The following is a 16583-nucleotide window of genomic DNA, read 5'->3' as shown; positions in this document are numbered from 1 at the left end:
ATCGCAATAAACAAAAACCAGTCTAACACGATTCGTGTTAAGTACTGGTTTTCTTCTTACCATGTTGTTTTCCCATATTTGAGAAATATCTTTTTCGCTTTGGCTACCACATAACCACTGCCACCCCGCTTCTTCACATCCTCAACCATCATCGTCAGCAGTAATTGATTAAGAGTGGCATCGAACTCGATAAACCAGCCATTCTCCAACCCGTCCTCTCCCTTCTTTTGCTTCAATTCCGCTGTACCTGTCTTACCTGCGATGTTCATGCCTGATATGTAAGCGCCATGAGCAAAACCCTTCGGGTTCCGGACGGCCTCCACGAGATCCTGACGCACAATCTCGGCAACCTCTGGTCTAATAACATCCCGCTTCCATATGGTGTCAGCCGGGTTGGAAGCTGATTTCACCAATAACGGTGCAATCACATTGCCTTGGTTAATTATAGGCGTATAGGACAACGCTACATGAAGCGGACTCATCTGGACTTCTCCTTGTCCGTAAGCCGAATCGGCAAGTTGAATGTCGTTCTTGATCCCCTGATTGGCCAGGCTGGATCGCGGGAATGGGTACGGCAGCGGCAGCGGCTCTCCAAAACCGAATTTGTAGGCGCCATTATAGAATGTATCTTTTCCCATCGCAAGCGCTTCCTGAGCAAAAAATATATTATCCGAGAAAACCAGCGCATCGCGTAAATTTTCATTGGGCACATCCCGATCACGTGTTACATAATAATTTCCCCATGATGCATCCTTTGTCCAGTATAAGCCTTGAATATTTCTGACGTGATCTGGAGATGACACACCTGCGTTCAAGCCTACGGCCGCTGTAACGGTTTTAAAAATCGAGCCCGGTGAATACAGCTTTGTAAAACGGTTAAGGAGCGGAATATTAGGATCCCCATTCCACTTGTTCCATTGCTCAGCCGAAAGACCCGATACAAACAGATTAGGATCATACGCAGGGCTGCTGACCAATGCCAATATTTCACCGCTCTGCGGCTGTAAAGCAGAGGCAGAACCCGCATCTCCTTGATACTGCTCGTAGATCGCCCTTTGCAGTCCGCTATCGATTGTGGTTTGGACATTCTCTCCCGCTACCGTCTCCTTAGATGCCAACGTTTCACGGGTAGCCCCATTCTCATCAATGATCACGATTCGCACTCCGTCCTGGCCCTTTAAGCTTTTCTCGAACAGCTGCTCCAACCCTGCCTTGCCCAACTGGTCATCAGGACCGTAGCCTTGGTCTTTCAGCTTGGCCAGCTCCTCTGCGTTAATGCCTTGAACGTAGCCAGTCAAATGGGCGGCCGCTTCGGCAAGTGGGTAGGTGCGGATCTTTTTTTGCTGAAAGGAGACGCCCTCTATGCCTTGAAAAGCCATGACTCCCTTACCGTCGGTAGAACCGATTGGAACAAAATTACCGGGTTTTACCCAGGAAGCCTTTAGCTTTTTGTTAACCTCATCCGTTGATAATCCCAAATATTGAGCAACCGATTGAACCGTCTTTTCAGCATCCGGGCCTAAACGATCAGCGGCTAATCCAAGAATGATCAAGCTGCCATTAATCGCCAGCCCTTCCCCATTCCTATCGTATATTTCCCCCCTCATCGCCTTTGAGGTACGTACAGTTACCTTATCATTGTCCTTCATAGCAGGGAAAATAAGTGAAGGAGTCCAGTCTATCTTCCAATACATGGTTGAGTTTTCCTTGATTAACTTTGCTTGATAATTAAATTCAATGGGACCTGCAATCGTCATAAGTGAAGCATGGTAAGTATAAGTAGCTTTATCCTCTGGCGCAGGAGTTGGCTTGGTAGGAGCTGGGAGAGTTGTCCTTTCGATGTGCAGCTGACTCATCCCGATTCCTTCATAAATGGAGAAGTAGCGCTTAACGAACTGATCTTGCGATAGTCTGGTTTGGGAATCTGACGATAGCATCGCATACATGTCTTCATATTGTCCCTTTTGCCACGCAGCCATATAAGAATCGAAGACCTGCTCGGACGTCATCGCTTTAGGTTTGGATGCTTCGTTCCGGCAGCCGGTGATGAGTAGCAGCAGCAGCAGAAATCCCACGATCAACCATTTGGATGTTTTCAAGGATAATCCCCCTTTGCATATAAGTTATCTATTGTCCGTAAATGCGGCTTACCGTACTAAATATAATGAAATATGGCAATCAGTTACATAGACAAACGATCACAACTTGCTGACATTTTCATTTCATAAAAGGAAAATAGACGATCCCGTGAAGGCAACCGTCTATTTCGGAGTGATCTATGGGTTAGCATGGGAGCAGTTGGCGGCTTCTCCCACAACATAGCATATGTAAATCTATCAATTCAGGAACGACAAGTTCCTCCCCTACAAGCGCACATTTTGTATAAGTACAATCCATCAGCCTCTGACCATCATAACATACAGAAGGTCAAACGGAAGGAGGCTGGAAATATGGGATATTTAGGCGGAGCTGGCGTAGGTTGTGGAAGCTGTGCAGGTTTGGGTCTGGGAACTAGCACAGGTGTAATTCTTGTTTTATTCATTCTGCTTGTTATTATTTCGAGAACATTCATCTAACATGAACTGTTAATATCCTGATATAGTCAAAAAGACAGTAACTCGAAGGGAAATGGATTCCTTAATCGGTTACTGTCTTTTTTAAGAGCGACGCCTGCATACAAGCTTAATTCGCAATAAACTCCTGAACCCACTCGCCGTTATAATAAGCTACGCCAATTTTCGTATAATTAGGGCTCAAAATATTTTGTCGATGCCCTGCGCTGTTCATCCAGGCAGTCATCACATCCTGTGGAGTCTTCTGACCCATGGCAATATTTTCTCCTGCATACGTATATCGGATACCATACGATTTCATCATGTTAAAGGGGGAGCCATAGGTAGGAGAGGTATGATCAAAATAATGATTGTTATACATATCCTTCGCTTTATCCAATGCCATAGCCGACAAAGCACTGTCGCTTGCCAACGTCTTCAAGCCTGCTTTTGTACGTTCCTGATTGACCAAAGTTACCACTTGACTCGCAAAGGTGGAGGTGACTGTTGAGTTGCCTGTTCCCTGCGGAGCTGGTGCACTTGAGCTTGTTCCAGGGATATTCAATACCAGTCCTGGCCAAATATTATTGGTATTGGTAACCTGTGGATTGGCTTGAACAAGGGAGCTTAAGCTAATCCCATACTTCTTGGCTATCGTCCACATCGTATCGTTGCCTGTTACCGAATACGGTGCAGCCGAAACAGCCGTGGCTCCAATAATCGTGCCCAAGGCAAGTAAACCGGTTAATACGGACTTCTTCAAAAACATTGCAAACATCCTCTCTTTTTTAAGGCCTACGAGGTTAGCTGACGGGTTCGGGTCAAAGAGCAAGCGCCCGGCCATGAATACGGCTTCACCCCAAAGATTGGGTCCCCCATGCCTCTTGTGGAAGCTTCGGCCTGTTTATGATTCTCTCAAAATACCAATTTGCACAGCTTAAAGCTAGAAATGGTTTAAGAGAGTTTCATTTTAACATGGGATTTGCGAATGATCACTGCACAAAGTTTTCCATCATATTTGAATTCACAAAGCCTTCATGCTTTGTTCACCTTTCCGTTATTGAAATAGCTCAATGTAGTCATGCCTTTGTGAAAAATGATAGATACAATAAAAGGCAGGTGAGGTGATAATAGATGACAAGCAAATACAGAGTATTGGTCGCCGATGACGAAGAACGTATACGCACAATCGTACGCATGTATCTGGAGAAAGACGGAGCTTGTGTTGAGGAATCCGACAATGGCAACGATGCTTTGCATAAAGCGGTGGATAACGATTATGACATCATTGTGCTGGATTGGATGATGCCGGGTCTGAGCGGGCTAGAAATTTGTCAGATGGTCAAGCAAGTAAAAACTACTCCCCTGCTTATGCTTACAGCCAAGGATAATGAAGACGATACGATCCATGCCTTCAAAGCAGGGGTTGATGATTATGTGACCAAACCTTTTAGTCCAAGGGAATTCACATGCCGAATTCAAGCTATCCTTAAACGGACACAACCCGGTAAATTCTGGTCTGCCACCCAATCACCCGGAAACAGATTTATGCTACCCCATCTTCTTATCGAGCATGATGCCCGCAGAGTACTTGCAGATGGACGTGAGATTTCCTTAACTCTCAGGGAGTATGAGCTGCTGCGATATTTAGTGATGAACGAAGGAATCACCTGCACAAGAGACAAGCTTTTTCGTGATGTGTGGGGCTATGAAGATCATGGGGATCATCGCACTGTAGATTCTCATGTTAAGCGAGTTCGCGAAAAATTACAGGCTGTGTCCCCTGCTGCTGCTGCCATGATTGGGACTGTCTGGGGTATCGGTTATCGTCTGAAGGCTTCGAATATTTAAAACGGATTTTGCATAGTGAACAATTGGGGCGAGACATTCATAGCGTTGTCTTCTTTCCCCTTTTTGTTTAAGCTACTATGTGATTTAAATCACATACCTTTTACAAGGAATCTGGCATGATTAGAGCAAGAAATTCGCGAAATCTGAAACCCAATCTTTTGAAGAAAGTGAGGACAGTGACTATGGATTTAATCATGCTTGCACGCACGCAGTTTGCTTCAACAACTATTTTTCATTTTTTCTTTGTCCCTGTTTCCATTGGTCTCGCTCTGCTAATTGCTATTATGGAAACCATTTATGTGGTCAAAGGACGGGAAGAGTACAAGAAGATGGCTCAATTCTGGGGTAAGCTCTTTTTGATCAATTTTGCCATTGGGATTGTCACAGGTATATTGCAGGAGTTCCAGTTCGGCATGAACTGGTCCAATTACTCCCGCTTCGTAGGTGATGTGTTTGGAGCTCCGCTGGCCATTGAGGCATTGCTTGCTTTCTTTATGGAATCTACCTTCATTGGACTATGGATCTTTGGTTGGGATCGCCTCTCGCCCAAGCTTCATCTGCTCTGCATCTGGCTGGTTACGCTGGGCACGTCAATGTCAGCGTTCTGGATATTGGCCGCCAATTCATTCATGCAGCGCCCTGTCGGCTTTACCATCGCTAATGGAAGGGCTGAGATGAATGACATATTTGCCCTCTTAGGAAACGGACAATTATGGGTCGAGTTCCCGCATACCTTGCTTGGAGCATTTGCAACCGGAGCTTTTCTGGTTACAGGCATCAGCGCATGGAAGCTGCTTAAAGGGCAGGACATGTCTTTCTTCCGCAAATCGTTTCAAATTGCTGCATTAGTAGGCATGATTGCCTCCATTGGCGTTGCCTTGTTTGGTCACCAGCAAGCCCAATATCTGGTCAAAACCCAGCCAATGAAAATGGCTGCCAGCGAAGGCTTATGGGGCAAAAGCGGAGACCCTGCTGCCTGGACGGTTATTGCGAATATTGACCCGGACAAACAGACCAACAGTGGCGAAATCAAAATCCCTTATTTGCTCAGCTATTTGTCACACAGCCAATTTCACGGTGAAGTGAAGGGTATGCAAGAGCTGCAGGCTCAATACACCGAACAGTACGGACCAGGAAACTATATTCCGCCGGTACGCACGACCTTCTGGAGCTTCCGAATTATGGTGGCTGCCGGATCAGCGATGATACTACTCGGAATGTATGCCGTTTATTTGTGGATACGCAATAAAATGACAAAGCCTGCTGCCTGGTTTATGCGATTAATGATAGCCGGTATATCACTGCCGTTTATCGCCAATACCGCAGGGTGGATTATGACCGAGATTGGACGCCAACCGTGGACGGTCTTTGGGCTCATGCGGACCGAAGACGGGATTTCCCCAAGCGTAACTGCCGGCCAGGTATTGTTTTCCTTGATCTCATTTACAGCCATTTATTCGGTGCTTGCCATAATTATGGTTGTGTTATTTGTTCGTATTATTAAAAAGGGACCCTTTGATTCGGCCAAGTCGGCTCATGAATCAAATGATCCTTATGAGGAGGGGTATCATGCTGTCATTAAATGAGCTATGGTTTGTACTGGTTGCGGTATTATTCATAGGTTTCTTTTTCCTGGAGGGGTTTGATTTTGGAGTCGGGATGTCCACCTCACTGCTTGCCCGCACCGATATGGAGCGCCGCGTATTAATTAACTCCATCGGTCCATTCTGGGACGGCAATGAGGTGTGGCTGATTACCGCAGGAGGAGCTATGTTCGCGGCTTTCCCCCACTGGTATGCGACGATGTTCAGCGGCTACTATACTGCACTTGTTCTCGTGCTTCTCGCTTTGATTGGACGCGGAGTCGCCTTCGAATTCAGAGGCAAGCTGGACAGCTACAAGTGGAAACGAACATGGGATATCGTCATTTTTCTGGGCAGTCTCCTCCCGCCTCTCCTGCTGGGCGTTGCCTTTTCGGGTATGATCAAGGGCGTTCCAATCGGCAGCGATATGGAGATGAGGGCAGGTTTTCTTGACATCGTCAACGGCTATACACTGCTCGGCGGGATTTGTGTCGTGGCGCTTTGCCAGCTGCATGGACTATTGTTCATCACTTTGCGCACCACGGGTGATCTGCAGGTACGGGCACGTGGACTGGCGAAAAAATTGCTTCCGTTTGCTGCGATATTGCTCATTGTGTTCGCCATCATGACCTACGGCATGACCGATCTGTTCGAGCAGCACAGCGCTTTGTTAGCTTTAACTGCTGCGCTTGGCTCATTAGCTTACTTACTCTCCGGCTTGTTTATAAGCCTCAAGAAGGATGGATGGGCATTCGGGATGACTGGAGCTGTCATAGGATTGTCCGTCGCTTCGGTTTTTATTGGCCTATTCCCACGTGTCATGATCAGCTCTATCGATAGCGCGTTCAGCTTAACGATTCATAATGCCGCATCAGGAGCTTATTCGCTTAAGATTATGGCCATAGTTTCTTTATCGCTTCTGCCCTTTGTCCTCGGCTATCAGATTTGGAGCTACTTTGTTTTCCATAAGCGTATTCATGAAAAGGATCATCTGGAATACTGATGGGCCGCGAGCTCATGCTGTTCAAGGGAATAAGGGCTGTCTTGAGCATCATAACGGTTTTCACACTGATTCAATGCTGCTGTATCATCGTCGCTGCCCAAGCATTGGCTGAGGTCATCTCTGAATTGTTCGCAGGTGCTCCCATAGAAACCCAAGCAGGCAAGCTCCTGATATTCGCTATTGCTTATATAGTCCGCCATCTGATGGCTTTCCTGCAGCAGCGGACTGCGCAGCGTTATGCCGCAGTGACAAGCACTACGATGAGACAAAGCTTGATTAATAAGCTTTTTCAATTGGGTCCGAGGTTTGCTGGTGTTCAAGGTACAGGCAGCCTGACAACACTTGTACTTGAAGGCGTGACACAATTTCGCAGCTATGTGGAGCTCGTCATTCCGCGCATGGTCGGCGTATCGATTGTACCGGTTGTTCTTCTTATTTATATAGCGTTGCAGGATGCTCCAAGTGGAATAATACTTGTTGTAACGATGCCTATTGTGATCGTATTTATGATTCTGATCGGGCTTGCAGCTAAAAGTCAGGTCGAGAAGCAGCAGGACTCCTACCGGGGATTATCGAACCATTTTGTAGATTCGCTACGAGGTATGGAAACTTTAAAATTTCTTGGAATAAGCCATAACCATGCTTTAACCATAGCCAAAGTTAGTGATCGGTTCACAACGGCAACGATGCGGACACTCCGGACCGCTTTTTTATCCTCCTTCGCCCTTGACTTTATTACCATGCTGTCCGTGGCGTCAGTGGCCGTAAGTCTGGGATTACGGCTTGTGAACGGATCTATCTTACTGGTACCTGCACTCACCGTATTAATCCTGGCACCTGAATACTTTCTTCCTGTGCGGTTGCTTGGGTCGGATTACCATGCCACTCTGAATGGCAAAGAAGCTGGTGCAGCTATGACGTCCATTCTACAGCTTCCATCCCAGGCACTGCCCTCCATGGACTCAAAGGAAGAAGTTTCCGCTGCCTGGAATCAAGCAAGCCGTCTGACCCTTTCGTCGGTTGGAGTAAAGCACAATGAGGCGTCCCCCTGCTCTCTCGAAGCAATTTCTTTGGAAATTAGCGGCTACCGTAAGGTTGCCATCATCGGTGAGACAGGTGCGGGAAAATCCACCTTGATTGAAGTCATAGGCGGTTTATTGACCCCTTCTACCGGGCAACTCTCTTGGAATGGCTGCAATTTGGCAGACGGACTCAATCATGAGGCGTGGCGCATGGAAACGGTCTATATGCCGCAGCATCCCTATTTGTTCAGCTGTTCCATGATAGATAATATTCGGTTCTATAGGCCCGAGGCTACATGGGAAGAGGTTGAGCAGGCGGCCATCCAAGCTGGTTTAAAAGGCTGTATCGATCGCTTGCCCAATGGCCTGCATGAGCTAATTGGCGGCGGTGGACGGCAGCTGAGCGGCGGACAGGCGCAGCGTGTCGCACTCGCAAGAGCTTTTTTGAGCCGTAGACCTGTGCTTTTATTGGATGAACCCACTGCGCATCTGGACATTGAAACCGAGTACGAGCTCAAAGAAACCATGCTGCCCTTGTTTGACAACAAGCTCGTTGTGCTGGCCACCCACAGGCTGCACTGGATGCCAGATATGGATCAAATCCTTGTACTGGAGCATGGTAGGCTGGCTGAGGTCGGGACTCACAAGCAATTGCTTGCCCAGCAGGGCTTATACTACAGAATGATGCTGTCCCAGCTGGAGGAGGTACTATGAAGCAAAGTTCAATGAAGCAAGGTAATGTTAAACAAGATGCTACAAAGGAACGATGGCTGTCCCCTTATTTGCGGCCTTTTGTCGGGTCATTTTTATTAATCATCGGATTAGGTGTTTCCACACTTGCTGCATCTGCTGCATTAACCTTTACTTCCGGCTACCTGATCTCGAAAGCGGCGCTGCGGCCAGAAAATATTTTAATGGTTTATGTCCCGATTGTTGCTGTCCGTACTTTTGGAATCAGCAAGGCCGTTCTCCATTATGTCGAGCGTTTGGCTGGTCACCATGCCGTATTGCGCATATTGTCCTTAATGCGCGTGAGGCTGTACCGGATGATTGAGCCACATGCGTTGAATTTCTTCGCTAAATTCCGCACGGGCGATCTCCTCGGCCTATTAGCCGATGATATTGAGCAGCTTCAGCATTTGTATTTGCGCACCTTATTTCCAAGTGCAGCTGCGCTGATTTTATATGGCGTCATTATTGCTCTTCTCGGGACGATGGACATGAGCTTTGCCTTCCTGATTATGATATATTTGGGGTCTCTTCTGTTTGCCATGCCCTTGATTTCGTTACTGCTCACGAATAAGCGACAGAAGCAGCTGCAGCATCGCCATGGTCAGCTGTATCAGAAACTAACCGATGCCATTGTCGGCATGGCAGATTGGAACGGAAGCGGCAGACAAAGCGATTTTATCGAGAGCTACGAGGTGAATGAACGATTCGCAGCCGATGCCGATCAAGCAATACGGCGGTGGGAACGCTGGAGAACCTTTATCGGTCAATGTATCGCAGGGATTGCTCTGTTATCCGTTGTGATATGGGCCAATAACCAGGTTAGCGGGCACCACATTCCCGTTACATGGTTGGCTGCTTTGGTACTGGTCGTATACCCGGTTTTGGATATTTTTCTGTCTGTAATGTCATTAGCAGATAAGCTTCCCCAGTATAAGAATTCATTGGTACGTCTTCAAACTATTGACGAGAGCATGCCTCCATCTTCTGCTGACAAGAATGAGACCGTACAATCGGTGAATGGGCAGCCTGCGAGCCTGGACACTATTCATATTCAGTTGAACAACATCAGCTTTCGATATGATCAGGCAGATGCATGGATAGTGAAGGATCTAAGTCTCGACATTCCACAGGGCAAGAAAATCGCTATCATCGGTCGCAGTGGAGCCGGTAAATCCACCTTGCTAAAGCTGCTGCTTGGGGCTATATCGCCCAACAGCGGTATCGTCACCGTAAACGGACTTGAAATCGATAGCTTTGATCAACCCTTACAGCGATATATCGCTGTTCTCAACCAGAATCCATACTTATTCGATACAACAGTAGCTAATAATATTCGACTTAGCAATAAAACAGCCAATAACCAGCAGCTGCAGCAGGCAATGGAACAGGCAAAGCTGACGAGTCTTATTCAAGAGCTGCCCTTGGGCGAACGGACAATGATGCATGAAGCAGGCAAACGCTTTTCCGGGGGCGAGCGACAGCGCGTAGCTCTTGCACGCATTTTGCTGCAGCCATGCCCTGTCGTGCTTTTGGATGAACCTACCCTGGGTCTGGACCCAAGAACTGAGAAGGATCTGCTCTCCACTGTATTTCACGCTTTGGAAGGGAAATCGATTGTTTGGGTAACCCATCATCTGGTTGGAATCGAACGTATGGACGAAATTATATGTATGGAGGATGGGGAAATTACGATGCGCGGAACCCATCATCAGCTCCTTGAAAGTAGTCCAAGATACAGGAAGCTGTACGCTCTTGACAAACCTTCTTTATACGCTTAAGCGGGATCATCCCAGACCTGGTCATTGGGTCGGTCTCGCTTATTTTCTTTTAAAACCTTCCCTTAAACCAGCCCTTATCGTATGCATACCTCATCAGTTGAACCCGGTTTTCCAAATGAAGCTTGTGCAAAATATTTTTTAGGTGATTTTTGACAGTATGCTCCGAAATACCCAAAGTTACTGCGATATCGCGGTTGCCGCTCCCCTTGGCCACACATTCCAATATTTCCTTTTCCCGTCCGGTTAACGGAGATGGCTCGGTGAGCGTTCTATTCGTTCGATTGAAGGTTGAAAACTCTTAAGCAGCCGCAGCGCTACCTCACGGGACATCGGCGCTTCGTCGATTGCGACAGCATGAAGATATTCATGCCAGGAGGTTGGATGCAAATTTTTGAGCAAATAACCTTGTGCTCCTTTTTTGATAGCCTCAAACAAATCAGTAATGTCATCGGAAACGGTAACCATCACGATTTTCACGTACGGAAATCTTTCTTTGATCAGCTTGGTAGCTCCAAGACCATCCAGCTTCGGCATGTTAATATCCATCAAAATGAGGTCAGGCATCCATACTTCGGCCAGAGCCACTGCTTCCTCTCCATTCAAGGCCTCACAGACTATATCGAATCTCGAATCCACCTGAATGATTTCCCGCATAGCTTGACGTGCGTGCTCGTGGTCATCAACCAGCATGATACGAATGGGTTGAATCATACCTTTTCCTCTTTCCAATTCATAATCGTGTCATCCTACTCCTACTTCATCTAAACATATTTCCTTGGAAAAACCTATGACTCAGAAGGGCCATTTAATCGCATGAAGGTATGGTCAGCAATAGGAACATGACTCCAAAGTGCTATATACAAGCATTCCAACAACATGCTAAGCTACCCGTGAAAAACTTTGAGCATCCAAACTCTAAGGAGGAGTCAACTATGTATAAATGGACGATGGCAGGAATTTTAGGAATTGCATGTTTGTTAGGTGTGGGGGTACTGTTCACGGATATTAATAGTCGTCAGGGTGGGGCCAAACAAGAGGTGACCGCTCCTAAGATGCCAGAAGCTCCAATGAATGCACAGGCGGCCGAGACTATTTACAAGCAATCGTGCATCGCCTGTCATGGAACCGATCTGGAAGGGAAAATGGGGCCAAATCTTCAAAAGATTGGCGGTAAAATGACGGATCAACAGCTTTTTAAATTAGTACAAAACGGCCGGGGCGGGATGCCAGCATTTAAAAGCTCACTGAAGGATGAAGACATCGCTAATGTTGCCCGCTGGTTGGCAGAGAAAAAATAATCGATCTGGAAAGAGGCTCGTATGCAACCATTTGTTCATAAATATGGATTCAAGCTGTTGGTAACGCTCATGCTGGCGGGTATGGTCGTTTCCGTATTTTTCTGGATCAATCGGAGTCCCACATTGCCTGTGATCAAACAGGCCCCTAATTTTACATTGAACAAACTGGATGGGCACAAATTTAATATGAGCGATTCCAACGGCAAGGTGCGTTTAGTCGAATTTATGTTCACCAGCTGTCCGGACATTTGTCCCCTGACGACCTACAATATGGTGAAGCTGCAGGAGGACCTTAAGAAGAACAACCAGTGGGGAGACCAGGTGCAATTCTTATCGGTCACCTTCGACCCTGTCAAGGATACTCCCGAAGTGTTCCAACAGTATGGAGATCGTATGCGAATGGACTACAGCGGTTGGACCCTTCTGACCGGAACAGAAGCGGAAACAGCCGCTGTAGCCAAAAGCTTTGGCGTGCTTGTACAGAAAATGCCCGATGGCCAGTTCATGCACACGGTTACGTCCTTATTTTTGATTGATGGCAGCGGCAACATACGTAAAATATTCGCGATGGGCGAACAAATGGATAATCAGGAAATATTACAATCGATCCGACAGCTAACCTCATCAACATTGAAATAGTGTCTTCCTCACCAAAATATAGCAGAGAATCGTTCCGATCCTCTGCTTGGACTTACCAGTTCCAGCTGCTCTCTTTGAGTCCGATTTGTTCCAGACATGCAAGTAATATAGATTTGTGAACAGCTGTAAGTGATTGTTCGGTACAGGCTGAATCCGCAATGTATTCAAGCTCCTTTGCCTTTTTCAAGGTTGAGTCGGACAGATTGTTCGAAACCACTGCCTGATTAAAGCACGGAGGTGAAATAAAGACTCGGTTGGATCGCTCCAGAATAAGTCGTGTATGATCGGGAGGGGCAACTTCAACCTGGACAATCATTGAGATCACAATTGCAGCGACGAGGATACTGGCTCCAACAACATATCGCTTGAAATAAGTATTCATTAATCAGTGATCCCCAGCTCAGCCTCTGTCACTCCATAACCCAAACCATAGACCCAGCTATCCGGGTAATGTGGACAAACTGTCGTTTTTTGCATATGCTGCACCTTCCTTTGCCGAATTACTTGCACCTTACTACTTTACAAGATACAATCGATAAGTTGTATGACTACAAAGAGCTATTTCCGATAATGAAATAAATGAATTGTTGAACAGTGGAAAGTCATTTCATTTTCAGGTGCAGTTGAATGCGCTATCAACTTGCCTCATAATGATTGTAATTAAAATTCTATATAAAATGGTTGTAACTCAGCTCTTAAACAATATTCAATCCGCTGCCTAAAATTCTTCCACGTCACTATACTCAACCCTTCCTCTATTGGAAAATATCTAGTATCTAAGCTTTCATCCGTTATTGTCAACTGTCCTCCAATTGGCCTTGCTAAAAACAATGTATTGACAATTGATCTCTCTACATTTTGAAATACTCCACAAAATCTTATGATCTCAACATCAACTCCTGATTCTTCCTTAGTTTCTCTAATAGCAGCGTTGTGTAATGACTCTCCTTCTTCAACTTGTCCTCCCGGCATTTCCCAACCTCTTCTTGGCCCCTTGATAAGCAATATTTCATTATAATCATTAATCACGATTGTCGCAGCAGATACAATGTGTTTGGGAGGATTCATATAGTGAACAGTCCTTTCAAATGTTATTCTTTATAGCCGCGCAGCTTGGGCAGCATCTGCTGCAAATCCAGCATGTACCCGTAGCGGGGCACGGAAATAATATATTTGCCGTGTTTAGCCAGTTTCTTACGCAATCGATACACCAAGGTATTGACTTCCTCGCGACCCACATCAGGAACATCATCGATTCCATTCGTAGCTCTTTCAGGCCATATGTTCATCCGGATTTCATCATAGCTGACAGCGGTGTTAGCCATTTGATACAGCAGGCCAAATAGCTCGGTATCCTTACTGGATAAGTAAATTTGCACACCGTCAATGATGATCTCCCTTCGGTCCATATTAACAAGCAGGCCATGATGTTCTTCCCTGTCATCCTCGGTAGGAAGCGGAAATTCCTGTGTATCCCCGACACGCTTTTCGTTATTATTATGAAAAGTAAGCTCCGCAACTCCTCTAGCCAGGCTGATGATATCGCCATCATGAAGCAAAAAAGGTTTGTTATTACCAATGACCGTATGATTAACCCGGGTTCCATGCTTGCTCATCAGATCGATAATAAAGAAACGATCATTTTCAACAACAACGACAGCATGCCTTCTGGATATATAAGAGCTGGCAAAATGGATGTCCGGGACCACCCGTTCCCACACACGCCCGATAACCGTCTCCTGTTTGACCAGATAACACGGATTATCCTGCTTGGCCGTTTCGCCCTGATTGATAGTCATATACACATCTTGATCGAACATTTTGCTTAACTCCTTTACGAACCCTTACTTATTAGGCTCAATAATCCTGTATTCCTTTAATATATCGGTCGCCAGATCCTTTATCTTTTGCGGTGCAACCGTTCCTTGTCCATCTATATTGGCGGCAAAAACATACGTGTGATAATTACTTTCGACAAAACCTACAAACCATCCTGCTGGAGGATTATTCCTTGTTCCCGTTTTTCCGAAAAGTGTATAGTTATCCCCTTCCTCTTGAATCAGCATCCGTTTGACTGTCTTCATATGTTTGTTGTCAAAAGGAAGCTTTTCCTGAACCAAACGACTGAGGAACTCCATTTCTTCCAAAGGTGAAATTTGTAACGAGCTATTCAACCAAAATGTATCAATGCCTGCGGAAATGTCTTTGTTACCGTAGTTGAGCTTATTTAACCATTCCTGCATACGCTCCTTGCCAATATCTCGTGCCATAGCCTGATAATACCATACCGCCGAAGCTCGCATAGCCGATCCCAAGGTATGATCTTTATTCCATTCCCCTCTGGATCTCTTCACCCCATCCCAGCGCTTTACCTCATATTCGTCTTGGACCACTCCAACCTGCAGCCCGATTAAAGCATTAACAATTTTAAAAGTTGACTCCGGAGGCTGAGGTTTCCGAGCCCGTTCTTCGTTATGTATAAACGTTTGATTCGTAAGCATATCCCGCATAACAAAGGTTCCCTTATTATGGGGAAAGTACTTGTCAACCTGCATGTTAGAAATGTCCAACGGTTCGGTCTGCGGCTTGTTTCCTTGATCCGCTTCTTCCTGTTTCAAATTCGTATCCACAGCAGCTGGACTTGAACACCCAGCAACTAATGCCCAGAAAATCAGCAGACCCGTCGCGACAACATGTTTGTTTTTTTTCAAAAATGATTCCCCCCTATACTGATAGTTAATGAAGTTGATATCCGTGTAAGTACCTAATGGAATGAATATAATGGAATGAGGAACCATATGAAATAGACAATCGATAGCAACTTGCTGACAATTTCGTCAAACTGTACAGTTTGGAAGCAGCGTGTGATTTTCAATCACTTGCAACATTTCAGACTACCTGCACGTTAACAATTATAGAGAACGACCAAACAAGGAGCTTCATGGTTCCTATCCTACTCAAACACTCAACAGGAGGTATTACCACATCATGAAACAATTTAAAGTATTAGGTTCTGTCATTGCTGGCTTCCTTATAGCAGCCAACGTCGTATCCGCAGCTCCAAATGAGCCAGCACCCGTGAAACCAATGCCGATTTCTGCTTCCATTCCGCAGGATTCCTACGGGGGTCTGAAATTTAATCTCGTTATCAATGGAAAAGGATTTGCGCCAGAAGAAGCTTCACTATATGTTGGACCCAATAATCAAATTATGGTACCCATCCGCGCTGCTGCCGAAGCTCTTGGCTACACGCTGACCTGGACGCAGGACACGCAGTCACTGGAGCTCGTCAAAGACAATCAGTGGATGTCCCTTCAAATTGGACAAGACAAATACATCTTTGCCAAAATGTACATTCCGCTCGAGGTGACTCCTGAGCTAACGAACGAGAAAACCTATGTACCGTTGTCCTACTTCGAGAAGGTGATGAAGCTTCAAGTTATGGCCAGCCCATCGGGTACGATTACGATCAGTTCCAACAAACAGGGCAGTGAAGAAGCCGCTTCAGCTACAACCAAGCAAGGAACCATCACGAGCATCACTTATAGTGAAAAAGGTGGAGAAATCGGCCTCAATGGTTACGCTCACGGTGTTCGACTGAACATTTCTGATGAGACGGAAATCGTATCTGCAGATAACCAGAAGCTAAAGCTTGCTGACCTGCAGCTTGGCATGTCCATTACTGCTGAGCACAGTCTGGTGATGGCTATGAGCATGCCGCCGATGACTAATGCCAAGAAAATTATCGTAACAGATACGCGTCCCGCTCAACAAACCTTAGGCACCACGGGAGTGATTGAAGAAATAACCGCTTCCGAAGGCAGCACAACGCGTCTTGTGATCAAAGGCGATAAACTTAGCGACAGCTCCTTCGAGACGATCGTACTGAACGTTGCAAGCTCCACACCGATTATTGGCACGAAAGATAATCAACCCATTGCCTTAGATCAGTTGAAACAGGGCGATAAAGTGTATGCATTCTATGGCCCTACCTTGACGAAAAGCTTGCCTCCAATCGGCCAAGCAGTCAAAATCGTTGTAGAGAACTGAGTTGGTTAAGTCACTCGTATCTTGCTAAATAAAGCTGGCCCACAGCCGCTGCATCGTCATTTCACATACAAAAGC

The 16583-nt window shown here is 46.1% G+C and carries 17 protein-coding genes and 1 riboswitch; of the genes, 9 read left to right on the top strand and 8 right to left on the bottom strand.

What is annotated here, in order from left to right; translation table 11 throughout:
* Positions 1 to 56: 56 nt before the first annotated feature.
* Entirely contained in the window at positions 57 to 2099 is a 2043-nt protein-coding gene (locus OB236_RS13305; RefSeq protein WP_262684420.1) for a penicillin-binding transpeptidase domain-containing protein, read from the bottom strand.
* Positions 2100 to 2450: 351 nt separating this feature from the next.
* Between OB236_RS13305 and OB236_RS13300 the strand changes: the two genes are divergently transcribed.
* Positions 2451 to 2576, top strand: coding sequence for a YjcZ family sporulation protein (locus OB236_RS13300; RefSeq protein WP_262684419.1), 126 nt, complete (start codon positions 2451 to 2453; stop codon positions 2574 to 2576).
* A 106-nt stretch (positions 2577 to 2682) separates the two neighbouring features.
* Here the strand turns inward: OB236_RS13300 and OB236_RS13295 are convergent, their stop codons facing one another.
* Positions 2683 to 3321 (bottom strand): CAP domain-containing protein, encoded by a 639-nt coding sequence (locus OB236_RS13295; protein ID WP_076234967.1) that lies wholly within the window; start codon positions 3319 to 3321, stop codon positions 2683 to 2685.
* An 8-nt stretch (positions 3322 to 3329) separates the two neighbouring features.
* Positions 3330 to 3463: riboswitch (cyclic di-AMP (ydaO/yuaA leader) on the bottom strand.
* Between the two features lie 223 nt (positions 3464 to 3686).
* On the opposite strand from OB236_RS13295, the gene OB236_RS13290 reads away from it, so the two are divergent.
* The 5 genes from OB236_RS13290 (at position 3687) to cydC (ending at position 10521) form a co-directional block, all read left to right on the top strand.
* Positions 3687 to 4403 (top strand): response regulator transcription factor, encoded by a 717-nt coding sequence (locus OB236_RS13290; protein ID WP_076234853.1) that lies wholly within the window; start codon positions 3687 to 3689, stop codon positions 4401 to 4403.
* A 182-nt stretch (positions 4404 to 4585) separates the two neighbouring features.
* A complete protein-coding gene (locus OB236_RS13285; protein WP_262684418.1) occupies positions 4586 to 5989 on the top strand; it encodes a cytochrome ubiquinol oxidase subunit I in 1404 nt (467 codons plus the stop codon).
* Positions 5973 to 6989: a cytochrome d ubiquinol oxidase subunit II gene (gene cydB / locus OB236_RS13280; RefSeq protein WP_262684417.1), complete on the top strand. Its 1017-nt coding sequence runs from the start codon at positions 5973 to 5975 to the stop codon at positions 6987 to 6989. Before OB236_RS13285 ends, cydB begins: the two co-directional genes overlap by 17 nt.
* 41 nt (positions 6990 to 7030) lie before the next feature.
* Positions 7031 to 8725: a thiol reductant ABC exporter subunit CydD gene (cydD, locus tag OB236_RS13275; protein ID WP_317259344.1), complete on the top strand. Its 1695-nt coding sequence runs from the start codon at positions 7031 to 7033 to the stop codon at positions 8723 to 8725.
* The gene (gene cydC / locus OB236_RS13270; protein WP_262684415.1) at positions 8722 to 10521 is read left to right on the top strand and encodes a thiol reductant ABC exporter subunit CydC; all 1800 of its coding nucleotides are present in this window, start codon (positions 8722 to 8724) and stop codon (positions 10519 to 10521) included. The genes cydD and cydC overlap by 4 nt, the downstream gene beginning before the upstream one ends.
* A 49-nt stretch (positions 10522 to 10570) precedes the next feature.
* Here cydC and OB236_RS39800 read toward each other — a convergent pair whose 3' ends face one another.
* Together OB236_RS39800 and OB236_RS13265 are read right to left on the bottom strand one after the other, a co-directional pair.
* Positions 10571 to 10735 (bottom strand): response regulator transcription factor, encoded by a 165-nt coding sequence (locus OB236_RS39800; RefSeq protein WP_317259343.1) that lies wholly within the window; start codon positions 10733 to 10735, stop codon positions 10571 to 10573.
* A 29-nt stretch (positions 10736 to 10764) separates the two neighbouring features.
* On the bottom strand, positions 10765 to 11232 hold the full coding sequence (locus OB236_RS13265) for a response regulator (protein ID WP_317259342.1): 468 nt from the start codon (positions 11230 to 11232) through the stop codon (positions 10765 to 10767).
* A 221-nt stretch (positions 11233 to 11453) separates the two neighbouring features.
* Between OB236_RS13265 and OB236_RS13260 the strand changes: the two genes are divergently transcribed.
* Positions 11454 to 11819, top strand: a complete 366-nt coding sequence (locus OB236_RS13260; RefSeq protein WP_076234839.1) for a c-type cytochrome — start codon at positions 11454 to 11456, stop codon at positions 11817 to 11819.
* 21 nt (positions 11820 to 11840) lie between these two features.
* A complete protein-coding gene (locus OB236_RS13255; protein ID WP_262684414.1) occupies positions 11841 to 12458 on the top strand; it encodes an SCO family protein in 618 nt (205 codons plus the stop codon).
* 52 nt (positions 12459 to 12510) lie between these two features.
* Here the strand turns inward: OB236_RS13255 and OB236_RS13250 are convergent, their stop codons facing one another.
* The 4 genes from OB236_RS13250 to blaOXA form a co-directional block, all read right to left on the bottom strand.
* Positions 12511 to 12840, bottom strand: a complete 330-nt coding sequence (locus OB236_RS13250) for a hypothetical protein (protein WP_262684413.1) — start codon at positions 12838 to 12840, stop codon at positions 12511 to 12513.
* 278 nt (positions 12841 to 13118) lie between these two features.
* The gene (locus tag OB236_RS13245; RefSeq protein WP_262684412.1) at positions 13119 to 13526 is read right to left on the bottom strand and encodes an NUDIX hydrolase; all 408 of its coding nucleotides are present in this window, start codon (positions 13524 to 13526) and stop codon (positions 13119 to 13121) included.
* 23 nt (positions 13527 to 13549) lie between these two features.
* The gene (locus tag OB236_RS13240; protein WP_262684411.1) at positions 13550 to 14278 is read right to left on the bottom strand and encodes an FHA domain-containing protein; all 729 of its coding nucleotides are present in this window, start codon (positions 14276 to 14278) and stop codon (positions 13550 to 13552) included.
* 24 nt (positions 14279 to 14302) lie between these two features.
* Positions 14303 to 15088 (bottom strand): class D beta-lactamase, encoded by a 786-nt coding sequence (blaOXA, locus tag OB236_RS13235; RefSeq protein WP_262684521.1) that lies wholly within the window; start codon positions 15086 to 15088, stop codon positions 14303 to 14305.
* Positions 15089 to 15446: 358 nt separating this feature from the next.
* Between blaOXA and OB236_RS13230 the strand changes: the two genes are divergently transcribed.
* Positions 15447 to 16508, top strand: coding sequence for a copper amine oxidase N-terminal domain-containing protein (locus OB236_RS13230; protein WP_262684410.1), 1062 nt, complete (start codon positions 15447 to 15449; stop codon positions 16506 to 16508).
* Positions 16509 to 16583: the final 75 nt, after the last annotated feature.

It is taken from the genome of Paenibacillus baimaensis, assembly GCF_025567575.1.
Note: the sequence above shows the minus strand (reverse complement) of the source record. Positions and strands in the feature narration are given on the sequence as shown.